Annotated in this window: 20 protein-coding genes; 12 read left to right on the forward strand and 8 right to left on the reverse strand. The window is 52.7% G+C overall.

Annotation, left to right across the window (positions count from 1 at the left end; genetic code table 11):
- Positions 1–7 precede the first annotated feature (7 nt).
- The 5 genes from B880_RS0108345 to yeiP form a co-directional block, all read right to left on the reverse strand.
- Complete coding sequence (locus B880_RS0108345) at positions 8–1,573, reverse strand: cyclic di-GMP phosphodiesterase (protein ID WP_017346934.1); 1,566 nt, start codon at positions 1,571–1,573, stop codon at positions 8–10.
- Between the two features lie 225 nt (positions 1,574–1,798).
- Positions 1,799–2,386, reverse strand: a complete 588-nt coding sequence (gene mepS / locus B880_RS0108350; RefSeq protein WP_026042500.1) for a bifunctional murein DD-endopeptidase/murein LD-carboxypeptidase — start codon at positions 2,384–2,386, stop codon at positions 1,799–1,801.
- Positions 2,387–2,901: 515 nt separating this feature from the next.
- Positions 2,902–3,609, reverse strand: a complete 708-nt coding sequence (locus B880_RS0108355) for a phosphatase PAP2 family protein (protein WP_026042501.1) — start codon at positions 3,607–3,609, stop codon at positions 2,902–2,904.
- Between the two features lie 40 nt (positions 3,610–3,649).
- Positions 3,650–4,624, reverse strand: coding sequence for a CobW family GTP-binding protein (locus B880_RS0108360; RefSeq protein ID WP_017346937.1), 975 nt, complete (start codon positions 4,622–4,624; stop codon positions 3,650–3,652).
- Between the two features lie 102 nt (positions 4,625–4,726).
- The gene (yeiP, locus tag B880_RS0108365) at positions 4,727–5,299 is read right to left on the reverse strand and encodes an elongation factor P-like protein YeiP (protein WP_026042502.1); all 573 of its coding nucleotides are present in this window, start codon (positions 5,297–5,299) and stop codon (positions 4,727–4,729) included.
- Between the two features lie 161 nt (positions 5,300–5,460).
- On the opposite strand from yeiP, the gene B880_RS26000 reads away from it, so the two are divergent.
- From B880_RS26000 to fruA, 4 genes are all read left to right on the forward strand, one after another.
- Positions 5,461–5,715 (forward strand): YkgJ family cysteine cluster protein, encoded by a 255-nt coding sequence (locus B880_RS26000; RefSeq protein ID WP_071524385.1) that lies wholly within the window; start codon positions 5,461–5,463, stop codon positions 5,713–5,715.
- A gap of 263 nt (positions 5,716–5,978) precedes the next feature.
- Positions 5,979–7,109: a fused PTS fructose transporter subunit IIA/HPr protein gene (gene fruB, locus B880_RS0108370; protein WP_017346939.1), complete on the forward strand. Its 1,131-nt coding sequence runs from the start codon at positions 5,979–5,981 to the stop codon at positions 7,107–7,109.
- Positions 7,106–8,044 carry a 1-phosphofructokinase gene (gene fruK / locus B880_RS0108375; protein ID WP_017346940.1) on the forward strand — a complete coding sequence of 313 codons (939 nt, stop codon included), beginning with the start codon at positions 7,106–7,108 and terminating at the stop codon, positions 8,042–8,044. The genes fruB and fruK overlap by 4 nt, the downstream gene beginning before the upstream one ends.
- 16 nt (positions 8,045–8,060) lie before the next feature.
- Entirely contained in the window at positions 8,061–9,755 is a 1,695-nt protein-coding gene (gene fruA / locus B880_RS0108380) for a PTS fructose transporter subunit IIBC (RefSeq protein ID WP_017346941.1), read from the forward strand.
- Between the two features lie 137 nt (positions 9,756–9,892).
- On the opposite strand, the gene B880_RS0108385 is transcribed toward fruA, so the two are convergent.
- Complete coding sequence (locus B880_RS0108385) at positions 9,893–10,084, reverse strand: hypothetical protein (protein WP_017346942.1); 192 nt, start codon at positions 10,082–10,084, stop codon at positions 9,893–9,895.
- A gap of 259 nt (positions 10,085–10,343) precedes the next feature.
- On the opposite strand from B880_RS0108385, the gene mntR reads away from it, so the two are divergent.
- From mntR to B880_RS0108425, 8 genes are all read left to right on the forward strand, one after another.
- On the forward strand, positions 10,344–10,802 hold the full coding sequence (gene mntR, locus B880_RS0108390) for a manganese-binding transcriptional regulator MntR (protein WP_017346943.1): 459 nt from the start codon (positions 10,344–10,346) through the stop codon (positions 10,800–10,802).
- 22 nt (positions 10,803–10,824) lie between these two features.
- Complete coding sequence (locus B880_RS0108395; protein WP_017346944.1) at positions 10,825–11,934, forward strand: SLC13 family permease; 1,110 nt, start codon at positions 10,825–10,827, stop codon at positions 11,932–11,934.
- 135 nt (positions 11,935–12,069) lie between these two features.
- Positions 12,070–13,212, forward strand: a complete 1,143-nt coding sequence (locus tag B880_RS0108400; protein ID WP_017346945.1) for an HlyD family secretion protein — start codon at positions 12,070–12,072, stop codon at positions 13,210–13,212.
- Positions 13,209–14,777: a DHA2 family efflux MFS transporter permease subunit gene (locus B880_RS0108405; RefSeq protein WP_017346946.1), complete on the forward strand. Its 1,569-nt coding sequence runs from the start codon at positions 13,209–13,211 to the stop codon at positions 14,775–14,777. The genes B880_RS0108400 and B880_RS0108405 overlap by 4 nt, the downstream gene beginning before the upstream one ends.
- 1 nt (position 14,778) lies before the next feature.
- Positions 14,779–16,302: an efflux transporter outer membrane subunit gene (locus B880_RS0108410; protein ID WP_017346947.1), complete on the forward strand. Its 1,524-nt coding sequence runs from the start codon at positions 14,779–14,781 to the stop codon at positions 16,300–16,302.
- Positions 16,303–16,568: 266 nt separating this feature from the next.
- Entirely contained in the window at positions 16,569–18,053 is a 1,485-nt protein-coding gene (locus B880_RS0108415) for a sugar porter family MFS transporter (RefSeq protein ID WP_017346948.1), read from the forward strand.
- A gap of 422 nt (positions 18,054–18,475) precedes the next feature.
- Positions 18,476–18,874 (forward strand): H-NS family histone-like protein, encoded by a 399-nt coding sequence (locus B880_RS0108420; protein WP_017346949.1) that lies wholly within the window; start codon positions 18,476–18,478, stop codon positions 18,872–18,874.
- Positions 18,875–19,141: 267 nt separating this feature from the next.
- Positions 19,142–20,734, forward strand: a complete 1,593-nt coding sequence (locus tag B880_RS0108425) for an ABC-F family ATPase (protein ID WP_026042503.1) — start codon at positions 19,142–19,144, stop codon at positions 20,732–20,734.
- A 10-nt stretch (positions 20,735–20,744) separates the two neighbouring features.
- Here B880_RS0108425 and moeB read toward each other — a convergent pair whose 3' ends face one another.
- Positions 20,745–21,506 carry a molybdopterin-synthase adenylyltransferase MoeB gene (gene moeB / locus B880_RS0108430; protein ID WP_017346951.1) on the reverse strand — a complete coding sequence of 254 codons (762 nt, stop codon included), beginning with the start codon at positions 21,504–21,506 and terminating at the stop codon, positions 20,745–20,747.
- A complete protein-coding gene (moeA, locus tag B880_RS0108435) occupies positions 21,507–22,742 on the reverse strand; it encodes a molybdopterin molybdotransferase MoeA (RefSeq protein ID WP_017346952.1) in 1,236 nt (411 codons plus the stop codon).
- Between the last annotated feature and the right edge of the window lie 288 nt (positions 22,743–23,030).

The following is a 23,030-nucleotide window of genomic DNA, read 5'->3' on the forward strand; positions in this document are numbered from 1 at the left end:
CAGGGGGTTAACTGGCGATTTTTAGCGCTGCGTGTTGCTCAAACCAGCGAATCAGCCCTTCTGGTTTTAGCGGACGACTATACAAATAGCCCTGAAGGTGAGAGACACCGCGATTGATGAGCCAGGCTTCTTGCTCGCGGGTTTCGACGCCTTCAGCCACGGTTTTTAGCTTTAGCTTGTGTGCCAGCTGCAATACCGTATCCAGCACTGGGGAGGTCAAGGTATCACTGCTGAGAGGCTGAATAAAACCACGATCGATTTTGAGATAGTCAAACGGGTACTTTTCCAGGTAGATCAGCGCGCTGTGCCCGGTGCCAAAATCATCAATCGCAATACGAATATCGTTTTGGCGTAGCCAGCTGAAAATCGCTTCAGCATTTTTTTCCCGCACCATAATGTGTTCAGTGATCTCGAACACGTAGTTAAAGTGATTTTCAGGCATGGTGGCCACCCACTTCAGCACATCCTGGCGGAAACTGTCATCTTCCAGGTGGAGCGGTGACAGGTTTAACCCCAGATGTGTTCCTGCGGGAAGATGCTGGCACAGCATTTTGGCATCACGCGCCACTAGCTGGAACAGGTGGCGCGTCAGGGCAATAATGACGTTTTGTTTCTCGGCAACGCGGATAAAAATGTCAGGAGGAATCATTCCCTGGCGCGGGTGGTGCCAGCGCAGCAAGGCCTCAACACCGTAAGCTGAGCCGCTGGCACTGGCAATCAGCGGTTGGTATTCAACGTGAAATTCACCGCGCTTGATCGCCAGTAAAATCTGTTTGCCCGGATCGCACACGTAATACAAGGCCAGCCAGGCAATCAACATCACCATCAGGGTCAGTGGGATGCCACCCAACGCGGTCAGTTGGTAATCACGCGCCGCAAGGTGTGAGCCATACAACGTAAATTCGAGTGGATAGCCTGCCACTGCGAGTCTGTGCAGTGGCAGAGCCGGTAGCCGATTCAGTGGCGTGAGCTGGCTTTGCCAGCTTGTCATGGCATTCCCATGGTTCTCTAAGGCAATACCGGTAATTTCTGGGTGATTCGCCATCATGAGCTGATAGGGGGCCAGCGTCAGATCCATCATCGTGAGCACGCCGGATTGCGCGCTGCCGGGTGTTTTCAGCCACATCACCAGCGCAGGTTTGCCGGGTTGAAACGACGTTCCCTTGATGAGCTGAATGTCACTGTCTTGTGTGGTGTCCACCTGTGCTGAAATGTCGCTTACCGGCAGATCAAAGGCACCGGTTGTGGATGAGCAGTACGCGTGGTCGTTATTCACCAAAAGAAGGGTACGCAGATCCCCGGCTATCGCCGCCCGGGAGCTGAGTTCCTGGCCAATGCTGTCGCAGGGCGTTTGAGTAAAAGGTAAGAGAGAGGAGAGCAGCCGTTGATGACTGTTGAGGTCTTTTTGTAGCGTCAGGCTGCTGGATTCAAGCAATTGCTGATGCTGAAGCTCCCGGTCGTGCCAGGTTAGCGTCAGCATGAGAGAACAATACAGGGCAAAGAATAACAGGCCGAACATGATAATGCGGCGCGAAAAAACTGCATGACGCAACGGCGTCTCTAACAGTGGCATGAAGTGCATTCCCCTGGAAATTTTTTTCGTAAATTTACGCACGACTGCTCTGAATAAGGAGATGAGAATATAACGAGTGCTATTCGGATGTCTCGTTATAATTATGATTCTCAATTACTTTTTTCGTGAGATGGAGAGAAGTGCAGCATTAAGACGAAAAAAAACGCTGCATCGGCAGCGTTTCTGTTTTCTCTGGCTGAGAAAGGAATCTTAGGAGGTGAGGCTTTAGCCTGGTGTCCCTGGGCGACGGATGCTTAATACCCGTCTTGCTTCGCGATAACGGTTTTTCCAGTAGCTGTCATTGAGATTGGAAATCATCACGCCATTACTGGTGGAAGCATGAACAAAATTATCATTACCGAGGTAGATGCCTACGTGGCGGCCCGTGGAACCGGCACGGAACAGCACTAAATCACCGGGGCGCAATTTGCCGCGAGAGACTTCTCTACCCGTGTCTTGCTGCTCTGACGTAGAACGTGGCAGATCAAGACCAAATTGTTCGCGGAAAGTACGTTGAACGAATGCTGAACAATCGATGCCGCGTTTAGTATCACCGCCTAAACGGTAACGAACGCCTTTCCAGTCGGCATATTGTTCCATGATGCGCGATTTAACATCGACATTACGCACCATCTGTTCAAATTCATCCTGAGACGCCTGAAGTAAAAAACCATTGTGGTTGTTAACTTCATGATTCTCGTTTTTCGCGTTCTGACTGCTATGACCTGTAGTACATGCTGAGAGGAGGGTTGCCAAAAGCATTGCCGGGACAATCCGCCAGATGTATCTCAGTCTTGGTTGAGATTTGACCATTATTGTTTCTTTCCTTCGATGTCCTTTTACGACAAATGTCGTCAGCCAGATGACAAAAACGAGATGAGATTAATAAGAGTGAAACCGACAAACAATTCCTTAATGGTCAAAATGTGTTTCAGGACACATTTTTTAATCAGGAAGCGCCGAATTTTCTGCTGTTGTTATCTCACTGCGACTGAGATTAACTGATCCGAGACGCCGTGGCGAGCGGTTTTAGCCAAATTCTTATAGGTTTTTTTGATGTGAAATCAAACTGTCACACGCTGTTCACTTTTACGCCACTGAAGAGTATTTTTTACGAAATAAAACGGCAGATCGCGGTCGGAAGCGGGTTGTAACGGGGTTTTTAAGACTTTTCTGGCTGGACATCGATAATTAAACTTCAACGATTTTTCGCCTACAACATAATCTTTTCCTTTGGCGGAATAACCTTAGTAGAAATAGATAATAACCAGCAATTGTTAAGCCCTGGCGGGTGGAAATTTATCCACTCTATCGCCAGGGCTTATCAGTTACGCAGCGGGCTTATATTTTCCCGGCATTTTACGGTATAGCCAGTCGATAATCTTATCGGTCAGCGGTGTGAGCAGACACCAGCTTAAGCCCACCAGCACCACGGTCATGGAACCGACAGCAATATCGGTGAACCAGTGTGCGCCCGCCATTACACGTGGCAGCGCAAAGACAAAAACAATCACCAGACCGGCAATAAACGCTCTCGCGCCAAAATAACGCCACATAAAGCAGGCAAAAATAATCAGCATCATGCCGTGGTCGCCAGGGAAACTATTTCCTGAGGCATCTTTGGCCGGAATGCCGGTCAGTTCACTGACGCGATGCACATCCTTAAAGAACAGCGTTGGGCTGGCATGATGAACCGGAATCAAATGGCCCAACTGGTTAAGCACCACGGCCGTCAACAGCATGGTCACCCCAATCGCTAACATGCGGCGTTTGCCCTGCGGGGTTTGCTTGCGCCAGAAGAACAGGTACAGGCAGCCCATGGCGAGCAGTGAAACCAGATCAAAGCCGCGGAAATTGGTAATGGCGACCAGCATGGCGAAGCCGGGATGGGTCACCATTTTGCTGTTAAAGCTGTAGAAAATGTCTTTATCCAACGCAAACCAGAATCCATGGTCTGGCGGCAGATACCAGGAGAAGAACAGGACCAGACCGAGCAGGTTAAGCAGCAGAATGGTAATAAGACGAGTCGCGCGCATCATAATCACTCAAAGTCGAAATGGGGGAAACCTACTCCGCTTAGGTTAAACGAAGCTTCAACAGCTGGGATTGTAGTCGATTCCAGTCCATCTGCTCGCGATGTATCAGCTCAATTCGGCTATCTGTGGTGCTTTCATCCTGCAGTGTGATCTGGACATCATCGCCCTGGCGGTTAAGTGTCAATACACCTTGTGGCGTCCTCAGTCGTCCTTTTACGCGTTCAACCGGGAGTTCTGCCAGCCAGGCTTGTACGCCTTCACCATCAAATTCGGTGTCAGCATCAAATAGCCAGCCGCAAGAGAAGTAGCCCTGGCCCTGATTGACGGCACGGCGCCAGCGAGTCGGCCCGTCCAGTTTCAATGCGGCAAAGCCGCTGCGGTCGGGGTGATGATGGTGATGGCGTGCATCAGGCAACGCTGTGGCAGGGTCGCGTGGGTGATCGAGCAGCGAAAGGGGAATATCACCCCACTGGGCAGTGACCAGCGGACGCACCCGTGCTTGTTGCTGTTGCCATTGTGCCAGGCGAGTGTGGTCTTCCGCCATCCAGCGGTCAGCTTTGCTGGCAACAATCACATCAGCGGCGGTGAGCTGATCGCGAAAATTTTCATCAGACAGGATCTTTTCATCTGCTAGCTGGCGCGGGTCCAGCAACGTCAGGGTGGCATTTAATTGCAGCCAGTCGGCATACACATCGGAACTGAGCAATTTCAGCAGCTGTTTAGGGTGGCCTAAGCCGGTGGGTTCAATCAACAGACGATCGGGCTTGTGCTGTTGTAACAGGCTGTTCAGGCCGACCTGCATCGGCAGTCCGTTGACGCAGCACATACAACCACCAGGGATCTCTTTTAGCGTGGCTCCGCCTGCGCGCAGCAGGGCACCATCAATGCCTATTTCCCCAAACTCATTGACCAGAATGGCCCAGTTTTCATTCGCTGGTTTTTTTTGCAGCAACTGTAATAACAGCGTGGTTTTACCGCTGCCGAGAAAACCGGTGATCAGGTTTACCTTGGTCATTTCCTTGCCCCCACTGAGTCATGCCGCCACGTAATGAAACAGCGCACGGCGGAAAAGTGTTATTTTATAACAGAGTAGGGGCAGGAAAAGTACGGGATGTGCTTAATCAGCACGCCCCATATAACGGCGTTCAGCAATATGAATGCGAATACGGTCGCCGTTACTGAGGTATTCCGGTACCTGAATCGACAAACCGGTGCTCATCACAGCCGGTTTATTGCGTGCGCTGGCAGAAGCCCCTTTGATGCCTGGCGCAGTGTCGACAATTTCCATATCGACCGTCTGCGGCAGTTCCAGCGCCAGAATCTGGCCATCCATTGTCAGTACCTGAATGCCTGGAATGCCCCCTTCAGGAATAAACAGCAGCTCTTCTTCAATCTGATCCTGCTTGAAGTTGTAAGGGGTGTAGTCTTCGTTATCCATAAACACATATTCATCACCATCTATATAAGAGAAGGTGACAGCGCGACGGCTCAAGGCAATCGCATCGATGATGTCATCGCCTTTAAAACGCTCTTCAACTTTTAACCCGGTGCGGATATCCGTAAAGCGCATTTTATACAGGGTGACCGCACCGCGTGCGCTTGGGCTCTGGACATCAATATCTTTTACCAGCAGCAGTTTGCCGTTCCAGGTAACGGCCATCCCTTTCTTAATTTCATTCGCTCTTGGCATTGCAGTTCTCACTTGTTTCAAGCTTTCGTTGCGCGTCACGTTACGCCTGGGCGCAGTAACAGGCAATAGAGCAACGGGGAAATATTTCTCTGCCGCGATAAGCGTGGCATTCACCCTGAAGGACTGCTATTGTCCGCGAAAAAATGACATGGGAGCCTGGTATGGAGTGTCGGAGTCAATGTGGTGCTTGTTGCACTGCGCCCTCTATTTCTTCACCTATTCCCGGAATGCCCAATGGCAAGCCGGCCAATACACCCTGCGTTCAGCTGGGTGCTGACCAACGCTGTAAAATCTTTACTTCGCCACTGCGGCCGAAAGTGTGTGCTGGCCTGCAACCCTCCTGCGAGATGTGCGGCAACAGCCGTGTTGAAGCCATGACCTGGCTCCTTCAGCTAGAAGCTGAAACCGCGCCTTAAGTTGCTGACGCGCTGCTATTGAAGGTGGCGGACGTACAGCAACTCTCTCAGCTAATCAACCAGATAAACCCGGTAATATCTACGAAGTGTGCGTGATGTCAAAAATCTGCTACGCACTTTTCGCTAAAGCTTGCCTGGCGGGTTGCGCTGTCTCAATATTCTTGAAACGTTTCAGCGTTACTCTCTTCTCTGTCCTGAAGTCGAGTGACGTCTCTTTTTCACCAGTAGCTGAAACGATTCAATCTCAGCAAGCGAGGAGTTCTATGTTGCAGCTCGAATTGCAGGCCATTCACACAGCGGCCAGCGCCCTGAATAAAGAAGATGCTATCCGCCAGGTAGCTGCCGCACTCACTGCGGCAGGTAACGTAGCGGATGGATACATTAACGGTATGCTGGCACGCGAGCAGCAGACCTCGACCTTCCTTGGTAATGGTATCGCCATCCCTCATGGCACCACGGACACGCGCGACCAGGTACTTAAAACCGGTGTGCAGGTGTTTCAGTTCCCACAGGGAATTGCCTGGGGAGAAGATCAGACTGCCTATGTGGTGATCGGCATTGCCGCCAAATCCGATGAACACCTCGCATTGCTACGTCAGCTGACGCACGTGTTGAGCGATGACACCTTGAGCGATCAACTCAAGCAGGCTTCAGCTGAAGATTTACGCGCCATTCTGCAAGGTGAGAAGCAGAAGGCAGAATTTACGTTCGACACGTCATTAATTGGCCTCGATGTACAGGCAGCAGATTTGATCACCCTGCAAGCGCTTAATGCCGGGCGTCTCCAGGCCGCAGGTGCGGTAGATGCGACGTTTGTGGCGGATGCGGTGTCGGCTACCCCTGTTCATCTCGGACAGGGTATTTGGCTCAATGACAGCGGTAAAGGCAATCTGCGTAGCGCTGTTGCCGTGAGCCGTGCTGCTACTGCTTTTGCGCATCAGGGCAATCAGGCTGCGCTGTTGGTAACCGTTGCAGCAACGGATGAACAGCCGCTGAGCGTGCTGGGTTGGTTGAATACCTTATTGAATAAGCAGCAGGGCGAACGCCTGATCAAAGCCGATGCGGCCGGTGTGCTGGCGCTGCTGACCAGTGAAGTCAGTGAAGAAGCGGCGCAGGTCACGGCAGAATTTACCATTCGTAATGAGCATGGTTTGCATGCCCGTCCGGGTACTGCGTTGGTGACCGTGATTAAACAGTTCAACTGTGATGTCAGCGTGATCAACCTCGACGGCAGTGGTAAACCTGCCAACGGGCGTAGCCTGATGAAAGTGGTTGCGCTGGGGGTGAAAAAAGGACATCGCCTGCGCTTTACCGCCAGTGGCGAAGATGCGCAGCAGGCGATTGAGGCCATTGGTGAAGCGATTAACGCCGGTTTAGGCGAGGGTGCAGCATGAGCAGACGCGTAGCAACAATCACCCTGAATCCCGCTTACGATCTGGTGGGCTTTACCCCAGAGATCGAGCGGGGCGAGGTAAACCTGGTCAAAACCACCGGCCTGCACGCAGCCGGAAAGGGGATCAACGTTGCCAAGGTGCTGAAAGATCTGGGTATTGATGTCACCGTGGGTGGCTTTCTTGGCAGAGAGAATCAGGATGGTTTCCAACAGCTGTTCAGTGAGCTGGGGATTGCCAACCGTTTCCAGGTCGTCGAAGGACGTACCCGTATTAACGTCAAACTCACCGAGCAGAATGGTGAAGTCACTGACCTGAACTTCTCCGGCTTCAATGTAACGCGCCAGGATTGGGATCGCTTCAGCGCTGACTCCCTGAGCTGGTTAGGCCAGTTCGATATGGTTTGCGTCAGTGGAAGCTTACCGGCGGGCGTTGATCCCGATGCCTTTACGCGCTGGATGAGCGAGCTGCGTTCTCAATGCCCATGCATCATTTTTGACAGCAGCCGCGAAGCGCTGGTGGCGGGCTTGAAAGCCTCACCGTGGTTAGTGAAACCTAACCGTCGCGAGTTGGAAATCTGGGCGGGCCGTAAACTGGCAACGTTACAGGAAGTGATCGCCGCCGCCCATGAACTGCGTGAACAAGGTATCGCCCATGTGGTGATCTCCCTCGGTGCGGAAGGGGCTCTGTGGGTCAATGCTTCTGGTGAGTGGATTGCCAGACCTCCGGCCTGTGAAGTGGTGAGCACCGTAGGCGCGGGTGATTCGATGGTAGGCGGTCTGATCTATGGCCTGCTGATGCGCGAATCCAGCGAACATACCTTACGTCTGGCGACGGCTGTAGCGGCGATGGCCGTTACGCAAAGTAATGTCGGCGTTACCGATCGTACTCAGTTGGCCGCAATGATGGCGCGCGTCGACTTACAACCCGTTAACTGACAGCAGGAGAGCGATAATGAAAACGCTGCTGATACAAGATCCCGCACTGGGAATCGCTGCAACATTTATGGCAAAACAGCGCCTGACTGCCGCACTGGCGGCGCTTGGCCTGGTCGCTACTGAAACCCCAGCGGATGCTGAGCTGGTGATTGTTCTGGGTCATCAGGTACCGGATGACGCGGCGCTGAACGGTAAATCTGTCTGGCTGGCTGATGTACAGCAGGCGCTGGATGCACCGGAAAGCGTACTGCAACAAGCCAAAACCCAGGCGCGTCCATGGCAGCCTGCACCGGTAGCCGTCGCTGCGGCACAACCGGCCGCCGCCAATGCGCAAAAACGTATTGTGGCCATCACCGCCTGTCCAACGGGTGTGGCACATACCTTTATGGCGGCTGAAGCCATTGAAGCGGAAGCAAAACGCCGTGGCTGGTGGGTGAAAGTCGAAACACGCGGCTCAGTGGGTGCGGGTAACGCCATTACGCCAGAAGAAGTGGCAGCAGCCGATCTAGTCATCGTCGCGGCGGACATTGAAGTGGAACTGGCAAAATTTGCCGGTAAGCCGATGTATCGCACGTCTACCAGCCTGGCGCTGAAAAAGACCGCGCAGGAGCTGGATAAAGCGCAGGCTGAAGCCAAAACTTATCAGCCTTCCGGGAACCAAAGCGGTGCTCAGCAGGCAGAGAAGAAAGAGAAAGCGGGCGGCTATCGCCATCTGCTGACCGGCGTTTCTTATATGCTGCCAATGGTGGTCGCTGGTGGTTTAAGTATCGCCTTGTCATTTGCTTTCGGCATCACCGCTTTTAAAGAGCAGGGCACGCTGGCCGCTGCACTGATGCAAATTGGTGGTGGCAGTGCGTTTGCCCTGATGGTGCCGGTACTGGCAGGCTTTATTGCCTTCTCGATTGCTGACCGTCCTGGCCTGACGCCGGGTTTGATCGGCGGTATGCTGGCAACCAGCATTAATGCGGGCTTCCTGGGGGGGATTATCGCGGGCTTTATTGCCGGTTACGCGGCGAAGTTCCTCAGCAGCAAGGTTAAATTGCCGCAAAGTATGGAAGCGCTGAAGCCGATTTTGATCATTCCACTGGTCGCCAGCTTGATTACCGGCCTGTTGATGATCTTCGTGGTGGGCAAACCGGTCGCGGCTATCATGACCGGCCTGACGCACTGGCTGGCTAATATGGGTACGGCGAATGCGGTACTGCTGGGAGCCATCCTCGGTGGCATGATGTGTACCGATATGGGCGGTCCGGTCAACAAAGTGGCCTACGCTTTTGGGGTTGGCCTGCTGAGCTCACAAACGTATGCGCCGATGGCGGCGATCATGGCTGCAGGTATGGTGCCACCGCTGGCGATGGGCCTGGCAACGCTGGTCGCGCGTCGTAAGTTCAACAAAGGACAGCAGGAAGGCGGTAAAGCGGCGCTGGTGCTGGGACTGTGCTTTATCTCTGAAGGCGCGATTCCGTTTGCGGCCCGTGATCCAATGCGTGTCCTGCCGTGCTGCATTATCGGTGGCGCACTGACCGGTGCCGTTTCGATGCTGGTTGGCGCGAAGCTCATGGCTCCGCACGGTGGCTTGTTCGTACTGCTGATTCCGGGCGCGATTACGCCGGTGCTCGGTTATTTAATGGCTATCGCCGTGGGTACGCTGGTTGCGGGGCTGGGTTATGCCATCCTCAAGCGTCCAGAAGAAGAGTTAGCCAAAGCCTAACCGAAGCGTTATGCATATGACTAGCCGGGCTATCGAGCCCGGCTTTTTTATGGGTGGTGGCAGAAAAAAAGCAAAATAAAACCCACTGGCGTTAACCAGTGGGTCATGGAATTTTTACTGCGCGGGCTTGATTAAGCTTAGCCGCGCCAGATCAGATTAGGGCAAGTACGCTCGCCAATTTTCTTCCCGGTCAGTTTTTCAATCAGCATCAGTTTCAGGCTGAAAGGCGAACGGGTTAATACGCATAACCAGGATTTCACATCCACAGCAGGCGCGCTTTTCGCCTGGAAGCATTTGCCACAATCAAGGCAGCATTTCATGGTGCTCATGGTCACCTCCCAATCAATTCAATGAAGCCGTAAGCCAGCATTGCGTCATGGTGCAGATAAAACCGCTCTCACGGTAAGATCCTTGCGGATCTGGATGCATCAACGTTTTGTGCTTACATTATCAACAAAGATAGCACTGGCTATACTATTTAGCCAGAGGCAATAACGAAAAATTTGAGCTTCTTTAAGCCTGGTTTACAATAGGCGCAGCAAATCCGCATTGAAGGTCTGATGCGGAGCATAATAAAGAGGAAGCTGAATGAGTCGTCGTGCGAAAAACGTGGGTGGCAGCCCCCAGGGGCCACTGAAAGATATTGAGGAGCATGTCGAAGGATTTCGGCAGGTGCGTGAAGCACATCGTCGGGAATTGATTGATGACTACGTTGAGTTAATCTCTGATTTAATTGGCGAATTTGGTGAGGCACGCCAGGTCGATATGGCCGCGCGTCTCGGCGTATCACAGCCTACCGTGGCAAAAATGCTGAAGCGTCTGGCGACAACCGGCCTGGTAGAACAGGTGCCTTACCGCGGTGTGTTCCTGACACCGGAAGGAGAAAGGCTGGCCGCAGAGAGTCGTGCGCGCCATCACATCGTCGAAACCTTTTTACTGGCACTGGGCATCAGCCCGGAAACGGCACGTCGTGATTCCGAGGGCATCGAGCATCACGTGAGCGATGAAACCCTGCAAGTGTTCCAGAAATTTTACGAGAGTCGCTAGTCACTATAAGGCGCTGCACCCAATGTCTATCGTGTTCCGTTCTTTTCTGCAGGATCGCATTCTGCATCTGTTGTTGGTTCTCGGAGCATTGCTGTTTATCTGGTCGGATGTGCGCATTTCCGACCTGCCTCAAGCGGTAGACTGGCACACCATCATCACCCTGACGGGATTGCTGCTGCTGACCAAAGGGTTGGAGAACAGCGGGTACTTTGACGTATTGGGCGCGCGTCTGATGGGCCGTTTTCACCATGAGCGAGCGTTGGCGCTGTTCATGGTGTTGGCAGCGGCGCTGTTATCGACTTTCCTCACGAATGATGTGGCACTGTTTATCCTGGTGCCGTTAACCCTGACACTGCGTAAATACTCCCGCCTGCCACTGGGGCGTTTAATCATTTTTGAAGCACTGGCGGTGAATGCCGGTTCGCTGCTGACGCCGGTGGGCAATCCGCAAAATATCCTGTTATGGAGCCAAAGTGGAGCCGGGGTTGCGAGTTTTATCTGGCAGATGCTGCCGCTGTTCACGGTGCTGTTACTGACGCTGATGGCGCTCACCTGGTGGAGTTTCCCCGCTCGGACCATCGAAAAACACACCGCCCAGGCGTCTCCTGCGTGGCAAAAGCCGCTGTTTATGACCAGCCTGGCGCTGTACCTGCTGTTTATCGTCGCGCTGGAGTGGCATCTTACCGGTGCGGTATTGCTGCTGATCTTTGCTTGCTATCTGGTGATAGCGCGCCAGGTGTTGTTGCACATTGACTGGAGTCTGTTGCTGGTGTTCATCGTGATGTTTATCGATGTCCGTCTCCTGACCGGTCTACCGCTGCTGCAAGCCCATTTTTCTGCCGTCAGCCAGTTGGGGCAGGGCGGCGTCTACCTGCTGGCAATCGCGCTCTCTCAGGTGATCAGCAACGTGCCTACCACCATTCTGCTACTGCAAAAACTGCCCCCGTCAGAGGTCCTGGCCTGGGCGGTGAATATCGGTGGCTTTGGCCTGCTGCCGGGCTCACTGGCTAACCTGATCGCGTTACGTATGGCGCAAGACCGTCGCGTCTGGTGGCAGTTCCATCTGTTCTCGGTGCCGATGCTGGCCTGGGCCATGCTGGTCGGCTGGGGTCTGCTGCAACTGTTTAGCTAGCGTTAAACTTTGGCATATTGTGCCTTTTATTTTTCGTAACAGTTAAGAAACGCTGGTGTTTTTCCATTTAACAATTACCTTTTAAGCTGACCTTTTTTGCCCAAGATAAAGGGCCAATGGCTAGTGAAGGGAATTATGAGCGAGAACCGCACCCCCGCATCAAATCATGGTGATTCACGTCAGGAAGACACCAACAACGCAAATCACACTTCCCATCAGCAAGATAATGAGCCTGAACGCAAACGCCCCGGAAAAAAACCGCTGGTGATCCTCGTTATCATCGTGGTGATAACGGTGGTGATCGCCCTGTGGTACTGGTTGAGTACGCGTAATGAAGAAACCACAGACGATGCTTTTACCGAAGGGAATGCGGTAACCATTGCACCGAAAGCGTCCGGCTATGTGGTGAAACTGCTGGTCACGGATAACCAGCGGGTGAAGAAGGGCGATCTGCTGGTTGAGATTGACCCACGAGACAACGCCGCCCAGCGCGATCAGGCAAAAGCACAGTTAGGCTTAGCGCAAGCGCAGCTGCATCAGGCGCAGGCTCAGCTTAGCCTGTCACGCGTGCAGTACCCTGCGCAGCGCGATCAGGCGTTGGCAGACCAGGCAAAAGCCCAGGCGAATTTACTCAATGCCCAGGCGGACGATCGTCGTCAGCGTGCCGTTGACCCACGCGCGACCACACAGCGTAATATCGATAACGCGAGCGCACAGCTCCGCTCTGCTCAGGCACAGTTACAAAGTGCCAAAGCACAGGTGGAAGTGGCTTCGCAGGTTGCGCTGCAAATCCGTCAGCAAGAGACAAACGTAGAGGCACGTCAGCAGCAGGTCGATCAGGCGCAGGCGCAGCTCAACACCGCAGAACTTAATCTTTCCTACACTCAGGTTCGCGCACCGTACGACGGATTTGTTACTAAACGTAATGTCCAGGTGGGTACGCTGGTTCAGGCGGGCACTGCGTTGTTCTCGCTGGTCTCCCCCGATATCTGGATCACCGCTAACTTTAAAGAGTCTCAGTTACAACACATGAACCCTGGCGACAAAGTGACGATCAGTGTCGATGCTTTGCCAGATCTGAAGCTGGAAGGGCATGTGGACAGTATTCAGATGGGAACCGGTTCACGTTTCTCTACTTTCCCGTCGGAAAATGCCACCGGTAACTACGTGAAAATTGTACAACGCGTGCCAGTTAAAATCGTGATTGATAAAGGTCTCGATCCAAATCGTCCTCTGCCACTGGGCCTGTCGGTTGAACCGAAGGTAACCGTGAAATGAACGGGGCGCAGAGCTGGAAACCCACCAGCAATCCCTGGCTGGTCGCGATAACAGTGACCATCGCGGTGTTCATGGAGATTCTGGACACCACGATTGTCAACGTAGCGCTACCCCATATTGCTGGCTCGCTCTCGTCCAGCTACGACGAATCTACCTGGGTATTAACCTCTTATTTGGTCGCGAACGGCATTGTGCTGCCGATCTCGGCCTTCTTTACCCGCGTGTTTGGTCGTAGGCAGTTCTTTATTATCTGTATTGTGATGTTCACCATCTGCTCTTTCCTGTGCGGTATTGCGACTGAACTGTGGCAGATCATTTTATTCCGTGTTTTACAGGGCTTTTTTGGTGGCGGTTTGCAGCCGGTGCAGCAATCTGTACTGCTGGATTACTTCAAGCCGGAAGATCGCGGCAAGGCCTTTGGCCTCTCTTCCATCGCGATTATTGTCGCGCCAATTATTGGCCCGACGATGGGGGGTTGGATCACCGATAATTTCAACTGGCGCTGGGTCTTCTTTATTAATATCCCGGTCGGCATTATGGCGGTGATCGCAATTTATAATCTGCTCGAAGATCCACCGTGGGAACGTAAGTGGGCACGTCACCGTTTACGCATTGACTACATTGGCATCTCGTTAATCACCTTAGGCCTGGGCTGTTTACAGGTCTTCCTCGATCGCGGTGAAGATGAAGACTGGTTCAATTCCCACTTCATTATGGTCTTCGCCACGCTGGCGGTGGTCGGGATTGTCGGCGCTATCTACTGGCTGCTGTATGTCCGTAAGCCGGTGGTTGACCTGACCGTGATGAAAGATCGCAATTTCTGGGTCGCAGGGCTGCTGATGGCGGGCATGTCAGTCGCGTTATACGGCAGTTCCGTGGTGATGCCGCAGCTGGCACAGCAGGATTTAGGCTATACCGCTACTCTGGCAGGGCTATTCCTCTCGCCCAGTGGAGCTTTGATCGTCCTGACGATCCCGCTGGTGTTAAAACTGATGCCGGTGGTGCAGACGCGCTATCTGATTGCGTTTGGTTTTCTCTGTATGGCGCTCTCGTTTGTCTACTCTGCCACCCTGACACCGACGGTGGACTTTACCACGCTGATGCTGATGCGCTGTGCGCAATCCATCGGTCTGGGCTTCCTGTTTGTCCCGCTCACCACCATTGCGTTTATCACCGTTCCCCAGCAGTTGAATGCTGACGCGGCGGCGTTGTTTACCATGTTCCGTAATGTGGCAGGATCGATTGGGATCTCGCTCTCGACGGCAGCGATCACCGAGAGAACGCAGGTTAACTCGGCGAATATGGTGCACAACATGACGCCGTTAAATGAGCAATTTAACATCACGGTGCAGCAGTGGGCGCAAAACATCCGCGACTATACCAGCGCCATCGGCGATCCGATTTCGCTGGCGACCGGGCAAATCTATCAAGAGATGATGACCCAGGCGCGTATTTTGGCTTACATCGATGTATTTACCGGGTTGACGGTGCTGGCACTGGTTCTGATCCCCGTTTGTTGGCTACTTTCGCCGATTAAAAGCGAAGGCAGTGCAGGAGCACACTGACATGAACGTTTCTTATTTTCCTCGCCTGAGCTTACTGGCACTGGCGATTACACTCAGTGGCTGCGCTGTAGGGCCAGACTACGAGGCGCCTAAGCCTCAGTTGCCAAACAGCTTCCACGATGTGACTTCACAGCAGGCCTCTAAAACGCAGGCCACCGCTACCGATCCGCGTTGGTGGCACAGTTTCAACGATCCGCAGCTCGATAGCCTGATCACCCGCGCAGTAGCGGGAAATCTATCGTTGCAGCAGGCGGTGTTACGTATCGCCGGAGCGCGTGAACAGCTCACTCAGGCACGGGGTGGCTTCTTACCGAGCGTGAATGGCTCCGTGAAAGCCAGCCGGGAACAGCTGGGGCTGAAGGGGATACTCAAATCTCAGGATGTCTACAGCAAAGTGGACAGCGATGTAGCCGGTTCACTGGATAGCCTGACGCAATCCGGCGGCTTCTATCAGGGAAGTTTCGATGCCAGTTGGGAACTGGATATGTGGGGCAAAGTACGTCGCCAGGTAGAGATGGCAGGGGCGCAGCAGCAGGTGGCCGTTGAGCAGCGTAATGATGCGCTGGTGTCACTGGAAGCTGAAGTGGCGCGCACCTACCTGCAATTACGCGGTGCGCAAACCACGCTGCAGACTTTGCAGCAGCAGATCTCCATCGCGCAGCAGACACAGTCCCTGACGCAGAATCAGCAGCATAATGGCTTAGCACCGCTCACCGATGTGGAGAACTCGCAGGCGCAACTCTTTAGCCTGCAAGCGCAACTGCCACAATATCAGGCGCAGGTGCAGCAGGCGATGAACAGCCTGGCGGTGTTACTGGGCAAAGTGCCGGGTTCGCTGGATGGCGAGTTAAGTCAGCAAAAAGCGCTGCCAGAGCTGCCGAAAATGGTGAACATAGGGATTCCTTCAACGCTGGCGCGCCGTCGCCCTGATGTTCGTCAGGCGGAAGCTGAACTTCATGCTCAGACAGCCAACATTGGTGTCTCGGTCGCCCAACTTTTCCCCAGCCTGTCACTCACGGGCCAGTTGGGCGTACGTAACACCGATGCCAGTTATCTGGACAACTGGAGCAGCCATTTCTACAGCTTCGGCCCATCGCTATCGATTCCCATCTTCCAGGGCGGGCAACTGGTGGCTAGCGTGAAGCTGGCGCGAGCGCAGCAAGCCAACGCGGCGCTGCAATACCGCCAGACGGTGCTGACGGCCTTACAGGATGTCGAAAATGCGCTGGTGAGCTACCGTGCGGACCAACAGCGGGTTATCGCATTAGATAACACCGCAGGCGCACTGCAACGTAGCTTTGATTTAGCCACGACCAGCTATCGCCAGGGGATTAGCAGCTTCCTGGAAGTGCTGGATGCCCAGCGCCAGCTGTCGCAGGCACAGGAGCAATCCACCCAGGCGAGAATGCAGAGTGCGCTGGATCTGGTGGCGTTGTACAAAGCGTTAGGCGGTGGCTGGGAATCCTGGCAGAAGGTGCAGCTACCAGAATATTCAGTATTTGGACCTGGCACTCGGGTGCAATAAAAAATTTATTTCATTCTTCGCAGTTTCAGGTCGACTGCGAAGAATGAATGAAACAAAAATCCGCCTTAAATTCCCTCTATGAAATGATTGACTCCCATCATTGCTGTCATATCCATCTTTTTATGATGTAATTGTGATCTCAATTACCTCTTTGTCTGTTTTCTATGCGCTGTCACGCAAAACTTAAATTTCATTATAGCAGATCTTGGTAAAAATAATCTATTTTCAGGGAGAGCATCTCATCATAATCCTAATAAGGAGATTGTATGTCCCGGGAAAAGTATCTCACCCTTAATAAAGCCTCAGGGCCGAACAGTTCGGCCAAAGCTGAGCCTTTTGTCAGGGTCATCGCGCTGATTGCCACCCTGGGTGGCTTGTTGTTTGGTTATGACACCGGGGTGATTTCAGGGGCCTTGTTGTTTATGGGGGGAGAGCTGCATCTCACCCCCTTTACCACCGGGTTAGTCACCAGCAGTCTGTTATTTGGTGCCGCTTTTGGCGCGCTGTTATCGGGTCACTGCGCGGCGGCTATCGGGCGGCGTAGAATCATTCTGGTGCTGGCGATTATTTTTGCCATTGGTGCATTGGGAACGTCTCTGGCCCCTGACGTTGAATGGATGATTATTTTCCGTGTCATCCTCGGGGTTGCCGTTGGCGGTGCTTCAGCGACGGTACCGGTCTATATCGCGGAAATTGCCCCGGCGAATAAACGGGGTCAGTTTGTGACGTTGCAGGAGTTGATGATTGTCAGCGGTCAGATGTTGGCATTTATGTCTAACGCGGGCTTCAATGCTGCCTGGGGTGGGGATACCACCTGGCGCTGGATGTTAGCTGTGGCCACCGTGCCAGCGGTGCTGTTGTGGTTTGGCATGCTGTTTATGCCTGATACGCCACGCTGGTATGCCATGAAAGGCCGCCTGGCTGAAGCGCGTAAAGTCCTGGAACGTACCCGAGCCAAACAGGATGTGGAGTGGGAACTGACGGAAATTGAGGAAACCCTCTCGGAAGAGCAGGAAAAACAGAAGCCGCGTCTGCGTGAATTGCGCAAGCCGTGGTTATTCCGCCTGTTCTGGATCGGCATGGGGATTGCCATGATTCAGCAGCTAACCGGTGTTAACACCATCATGTACTACGCCCCGACCATGTTGAAATCGGTGGGAATGGACGATAGTGCATCGTTATTTGCCACCATTGCCAATGGGGTCATTTCGGTATTAATGACCTTTGTCGGCATCTGGTTACTGGGGAAAATAGGTCGTCGCACCATGACGATGATTGGTCAGTTTGGTTGTACCGCATGCCTGGTATTTATTGGGACGGTGAGTTATTTAATGCCGGAAAGTATCAACGGACAGCCTGATATTCTGCGTAGCTATATGGTGCTATTAGGAATGTTGCTTTTCCTGAGCTTCCAGCAGGGTGCGCTGTCACCGGTGACCTGGCTGCTGTTATCTGAGATTTTCCCTACGCGTTTGCGCGGTATTTTTATGGGCGGAGCGGTATTTGCACTCTGGATTTCTAACTTCTTAATCGCTTTGATGTTCCCGGTTCTGTTGGCGAGCGTGGGTCTGGCTGGCACTTTCTTTATCTTTGCCGTTATCGGAATATTGGGTGCCATTTTTGTTGTTACCTGTGTACCCGAAACGCGCGATCGTAGCCTTGAACAAATCGAACACTACTTACATGAGTGGTTGTCGCCAAATGAAGCGGAGCAGGTGACGCTTTCTCAACCGGTTAAGCGAACTTCATAATCTAAAATATTAAGCTGTTGCAAACTATTTCAGGCCGGTCTTAAACCGGCTTTTTTTATGGCGATAGTTGGCGAAAATGTGACAAATCTCGCTGAATACTGAAAGGATTGTGTCAGGAACTCTCCGCGGGCTCGCGCATTATCTCTGGCTATCCGCTTTACCATTCACGCCTTCTTAACAATATTGTTAATCCATGGTTTAAGTTAGTCCGGTCTTTGAAATCGATACCATAGAGTTTTACTGGCTTTACCCCGCATTTTATTCCCCCGATTTATTAAACAAAATGTGCCCTGGAAAAGGACAAAAAGTGATAAATGTGCGGTATAGAATTAACGTAACAACAAAATTATTTTATTTTTCTATTTGATTTAGGTAATCTTGGCGCTACAGTTTTATTACCCCCCTTAATCAAGGACATTGTGATGAGTGATGCATTTAAAGTATTGAACAACATTCGCACATTGCGTGCTCAGGCTCGTGAAGTTGCGTTGACCGATCTGGAAGAAATTCTGGAGAAATTAACTGTAGTTGTGACCGAACGTCGCGAAGAAGTTGAAGCTGAGCAAACTCAGAATCGCGAAAAAGAAGAAAAACTGTCTAAATACCGTGAAATGCTGCTGGCAGACGGTATCGACCCGAATGAATTGCTGGGTGCACTGGAAACCGGTAAAAAACGCGCTAAGCGTGCACCGCGTCCAGCTAAATACTCTTACACCGACGAAAACGGTGAGCAGAAATCATGGACTGGCCAGGGCCGTACTCCAGCTGCAATCAAAAAAGCACTGGACGCAGGCAAAAGCCTGGATGATTTCCTGATCTAATCATTGAGTAATACGCCGGGCAGCAAAGGATGGCAAGTGTGCGTGGATGCGCATACGGGCTGTACCACAAGGTCACAGCAACGCCATCAGATAATGGAAGCCTGGTGAGAAGTACACAATCCTTGGAAGTGGGAGCCGATGAGCGCGAAAGCGTTCATCGGCTTTTTTACTTACTGATGTCGTGTTGTCCGGGGTGGCGGGGTAGCGGCTTCCTCTGGCATAATGGCGGCTGTTTTTTCTTCTCTGAATCAAAAAAAGGTCATCGCCGTGTTAGTCAGCAGCAATATCACCATGCAGTTTGGCAGTAAGCCGCTGTTTGAGAATATCTCCGTGAAATTTGGTGGGGGTAATCGTTACGGTTTAATCGGTGCTAATGGCAGCGGTAAATCCACTTTTATGAAAATTCTGGGTGGAGACTTGGTTCCGAGCGGAGGCAACGTTTCATACGATCCTAATGAGCGCATTGGTAAGCTGCGTCAGGATCAGTTTGCGTTCGAAGAATACAGCGTGTTGGATACGGTCATTATGGGCCACAACGAGCTGTGGGAAGTAAAGGAAGAGCGCGACCGCATTTATGCTTTGCCGGAAATGAGCGAAGAGGAAGGCTATAAAGTGGCTGACCTTGAAGTGCTGTACGGTGAAATGGATGGCTACAGCGCTGAATCACGCGCTGGAGAATTATTACTCGGTGTTGGCATTCCCGTTGAGCAACATTATGGCCCAATGAGCGAAATAGCGCCGGGCTGGAAATTGCGTGTGTTACTGGCGCAGGCACTGTTTGCGAATCCAGATATTTTGTTACTCGATGAACCGACGAACAACCTGGATATCGATACTATCCGTTGGCTGGAGCAGGTACTTAACGAACGTAACAGTACCATGATTATCATTTCGCACGACCGTCACTTCCTGAATATGGTTTGTACGCACATGGCGGATCTGGATTACGGCGAACTGCGTGTGTACCCAGGTAATTATGACGAATACATGACTGCGGCAACGCAGGCGCGTGAACGTCTGTTATCTGATAACGCGAAAAAGAAAGCACAGATCGCAGATCTGCAATCTTTCGTCAGCCGCTTTAGTGCTAACGCCTCTAAATCTCGTCAGGCGACATCGCGCGCTAAACAGATTGATAAAATTAAACTGGATGAAGTTAAAGCATCGAGTCGTCAAAACCCGTTCATTCGCTTCGAGCAAGATAAAAAACTCTTCCGTAACGCACTGGAAGTCGAAGCACTGACGAAAGGTTTTGATAATGGCCCGCTGTTTAAAAACTTTAACCTGCTGTTAGAAGTTGGTGAAAAAGTTGCCGTGCTCGGTGCCAACGGTATTGGTAAAACCACGTTGTTAAAAACCCTGGTGGGTGAATTAACCCCGGATAACGGAACGGTAAAATGGTCTGAAAATGCGCAGATTGGTTATTATGCGCAGGACCACGCGGCTGATTTTGCTGATGACCTGACGGTATTCGACTGGATGAGCCAGTGGAAGCAACCGGGCGATGATGAGCAGGCAGTACGTAGCATTTTGGGCCGCTTGCTGTTCAGCCAGGATGATATTAAGAAACCGGCTAAGGTTCTCTCCGGTGGTGAGAAAGGTCGTATGCTGTTCGGTAAGCTGATGATGGAAAAACCGAACATCCTGCTGATGGACGAACCCACCAACCACCTCGACATGGAATCGATCGAATCGATCAACCTGGCGCTGGAAGGCTACGAAGGGACCGTGGTGTTTGTCTCTCACGACCGTGAGTTCGTTAGCTCACTGGCCACCCGTATTCTGGAAATCAAAGCAGATCGCGTGGTGGATTTCACCGGCAACTACGAAGATTACCTGCGCAGCCAGGGCATCGCCTGATGTCGGGCGGTCACCCTCCGGGGTGGCCGCACACTTCACAGCGCGGATCTTGATTGACCTTAATTTCGCGAAACTGCAACGTCATTGCCTCATACAGCAGCAATTTTCCTGGCTGCGTCACACCAAATTCCGCCAATATCTTCAACGTCTCCATCGCTTGCAGTGCCCCGATCACGCCCACTAACGGTGACATCACGCCTGCTTCTACGCAGCTTAATGTTTGATCGCCAAACAGACGGCTGATGCAGCGATAGCAAGGTTCATCCGGTTGCCAGCGAAACACCATCAGTTGGCCTTCCATACGAATCGCTGCGCCGGAGATCAAGGGCACCCGCTGTGCCAGGCAAAGCCGGTTAAGCTGTTCCCGGGTCTCAACGTTATCGCTGCAATCCAGCACGGCATCGTGCTGTGCCAGTAGTGCAGATAACGCAGCATCATCGAGCCTTGAGGCACAGGGGGTAATTTCACAGTGTGGATTGATAGCCTGCAGGCTGGCAGCGGCAGAGCGCACTTTGTCATGACCGATATCCGCATCATGGTGCAGGATCTGACGCTGCAAATTGGACAGCGCCACCTGGTCGAAATCAAGTAGCGTTAATTTACCGACACCCGCGGAAGCCAGCCAGGGCGTGGCCGCACAACCCAGCCCGCCCAGTCCCACCACTAATACGCGTGAGGCTTTCAGACGCTCCTGGCCATCAAAGTCAAAGCCGCGCAGCACCAGTTGGCGATTGTAGCGCAGCATCTCTTCCCGACTGAGTTCCGCCTGCATTTATCCCTCCAGCAGCGTATTGAACGGTTCTACCTCAACCCATTCACCGGGTTCAACATCACCACGTTCACGTTCCAGCACGATAAAACAGTTCGCCAGCGCGAAAGAGCTGTAAATATGGGAGCCCTGTGGCCCGGTGGTGCTGACTTCCAGCTCGCCGTTCGCCGTACGTTGCAAAATGCCACGCTGGAAATCGAGCCGGCCTGGGCTTTTTTTCAGGCGAGTTGCCGCACGGACACGCTGGCGCGTCGGCAGTGGGGAACGGGTCTGCCCGGTCAGCTGTGCCAGCATTGGCTGTACCAGTTGATAGAAGGTGGCGGCGGCAGAAACCGGGTTGCCCGGCAAGCCACAGAACCAGCTACTGGCTAAACGACCAAAGGCAAAGGGTTTACCTGGTTTGATCGCCAGCTTCCAGAAGGTGATTGCCCCGAGTTCTTCCAGCATCGCTTTAGTAAAATCGGCTTCGCCAACGGAAACACCGCCTGTGCTGATCACCACATCGCTCTGATGATCGGCCTCGGCAAAAGCGGCACGCAGCGCGGCGGGATCATCTTTGACGATACCGAGATCAACCACTTCACAGCCGAGTTTATTGAGCATCAGAGAGACGGTGAAACGGTTGGTATCATAAATCTGACCCGCTTCCAGCGGTTCGCCAACCGGACGCAGTTCATCCCCGGTCGAGAAGATGGCCACGCGCAGTTTTCGTAGCACGCTGACCTGAGCAATGCCCAGTGAGGCTAATAGCGGTAATTCAGCGGCACCCAGGCGCACGCCTGCGGCTAATACGAGGGCACCAGCACGGACATCTTCGCCCACGCGACGTATATTTTGCCCGGCAGTGACGGCTGCATTGATCGTGACTGCATCGTCCTGCAATGTGGTCTGTTCCTGCATAACGACTGCCTCGCACCCGGCAGGAACCGGCGCACCGGTCATAATCCGAATGGCGCTAGCGGCAGGCCAGTCACCGTTAAAGGGGGCTCCCGCAAACGCTTTGCCCACCACGGGCAGTGGCACGCCAGCGGCGACGTCTGCCAGACGTACCGCATAACCATCCATCGCGGCGTTATCAAAAGAGGGGACGTCAATGGGTGACTGAATGGCGCTGGCGGTGATTCGGCCAGCGGCTTCAGCCAGAGAGACCATCAGTGAATCCGTAATCGGCTTGAGCTGCGCCTGCATTTTAGCCTGCGCGTCTTCCAGTGAGATCAATCCTGCGGTGAAACTTTCCATGCTGCTTATACCTGCTTAAGTCTGGATTTACCTTCATTATGAAAAGGTTTTTTCGGGATGTCACACCTACAACCGGTTATAAGCCAAAACAAAAGGTTATGACCGTAAGGTGACTTTTTGCTTTACAGCACCCGGCTGATTTTTTTATAGTCGAAAATTCACCTGTCACGATGAAAAATGCGTGAAATCAGAGGGTTCAGCACTTTCTGTTCAGGTCTACTCGGCTGCTGCATCTGCGCAGTGAGCTTCTATACTCAATGCAGTATCCGCTGCGGGTACGCAGGTCTT

The organism is Pantoea sp. A4, from assembly GCF_000295955.2.
Lineage (GTDB): Bacteria > Pseudomonadota > Gammaproteobacteria > Enterobacterales > Enterobacteriaceae > Pantoea > Pantoea multigeneris.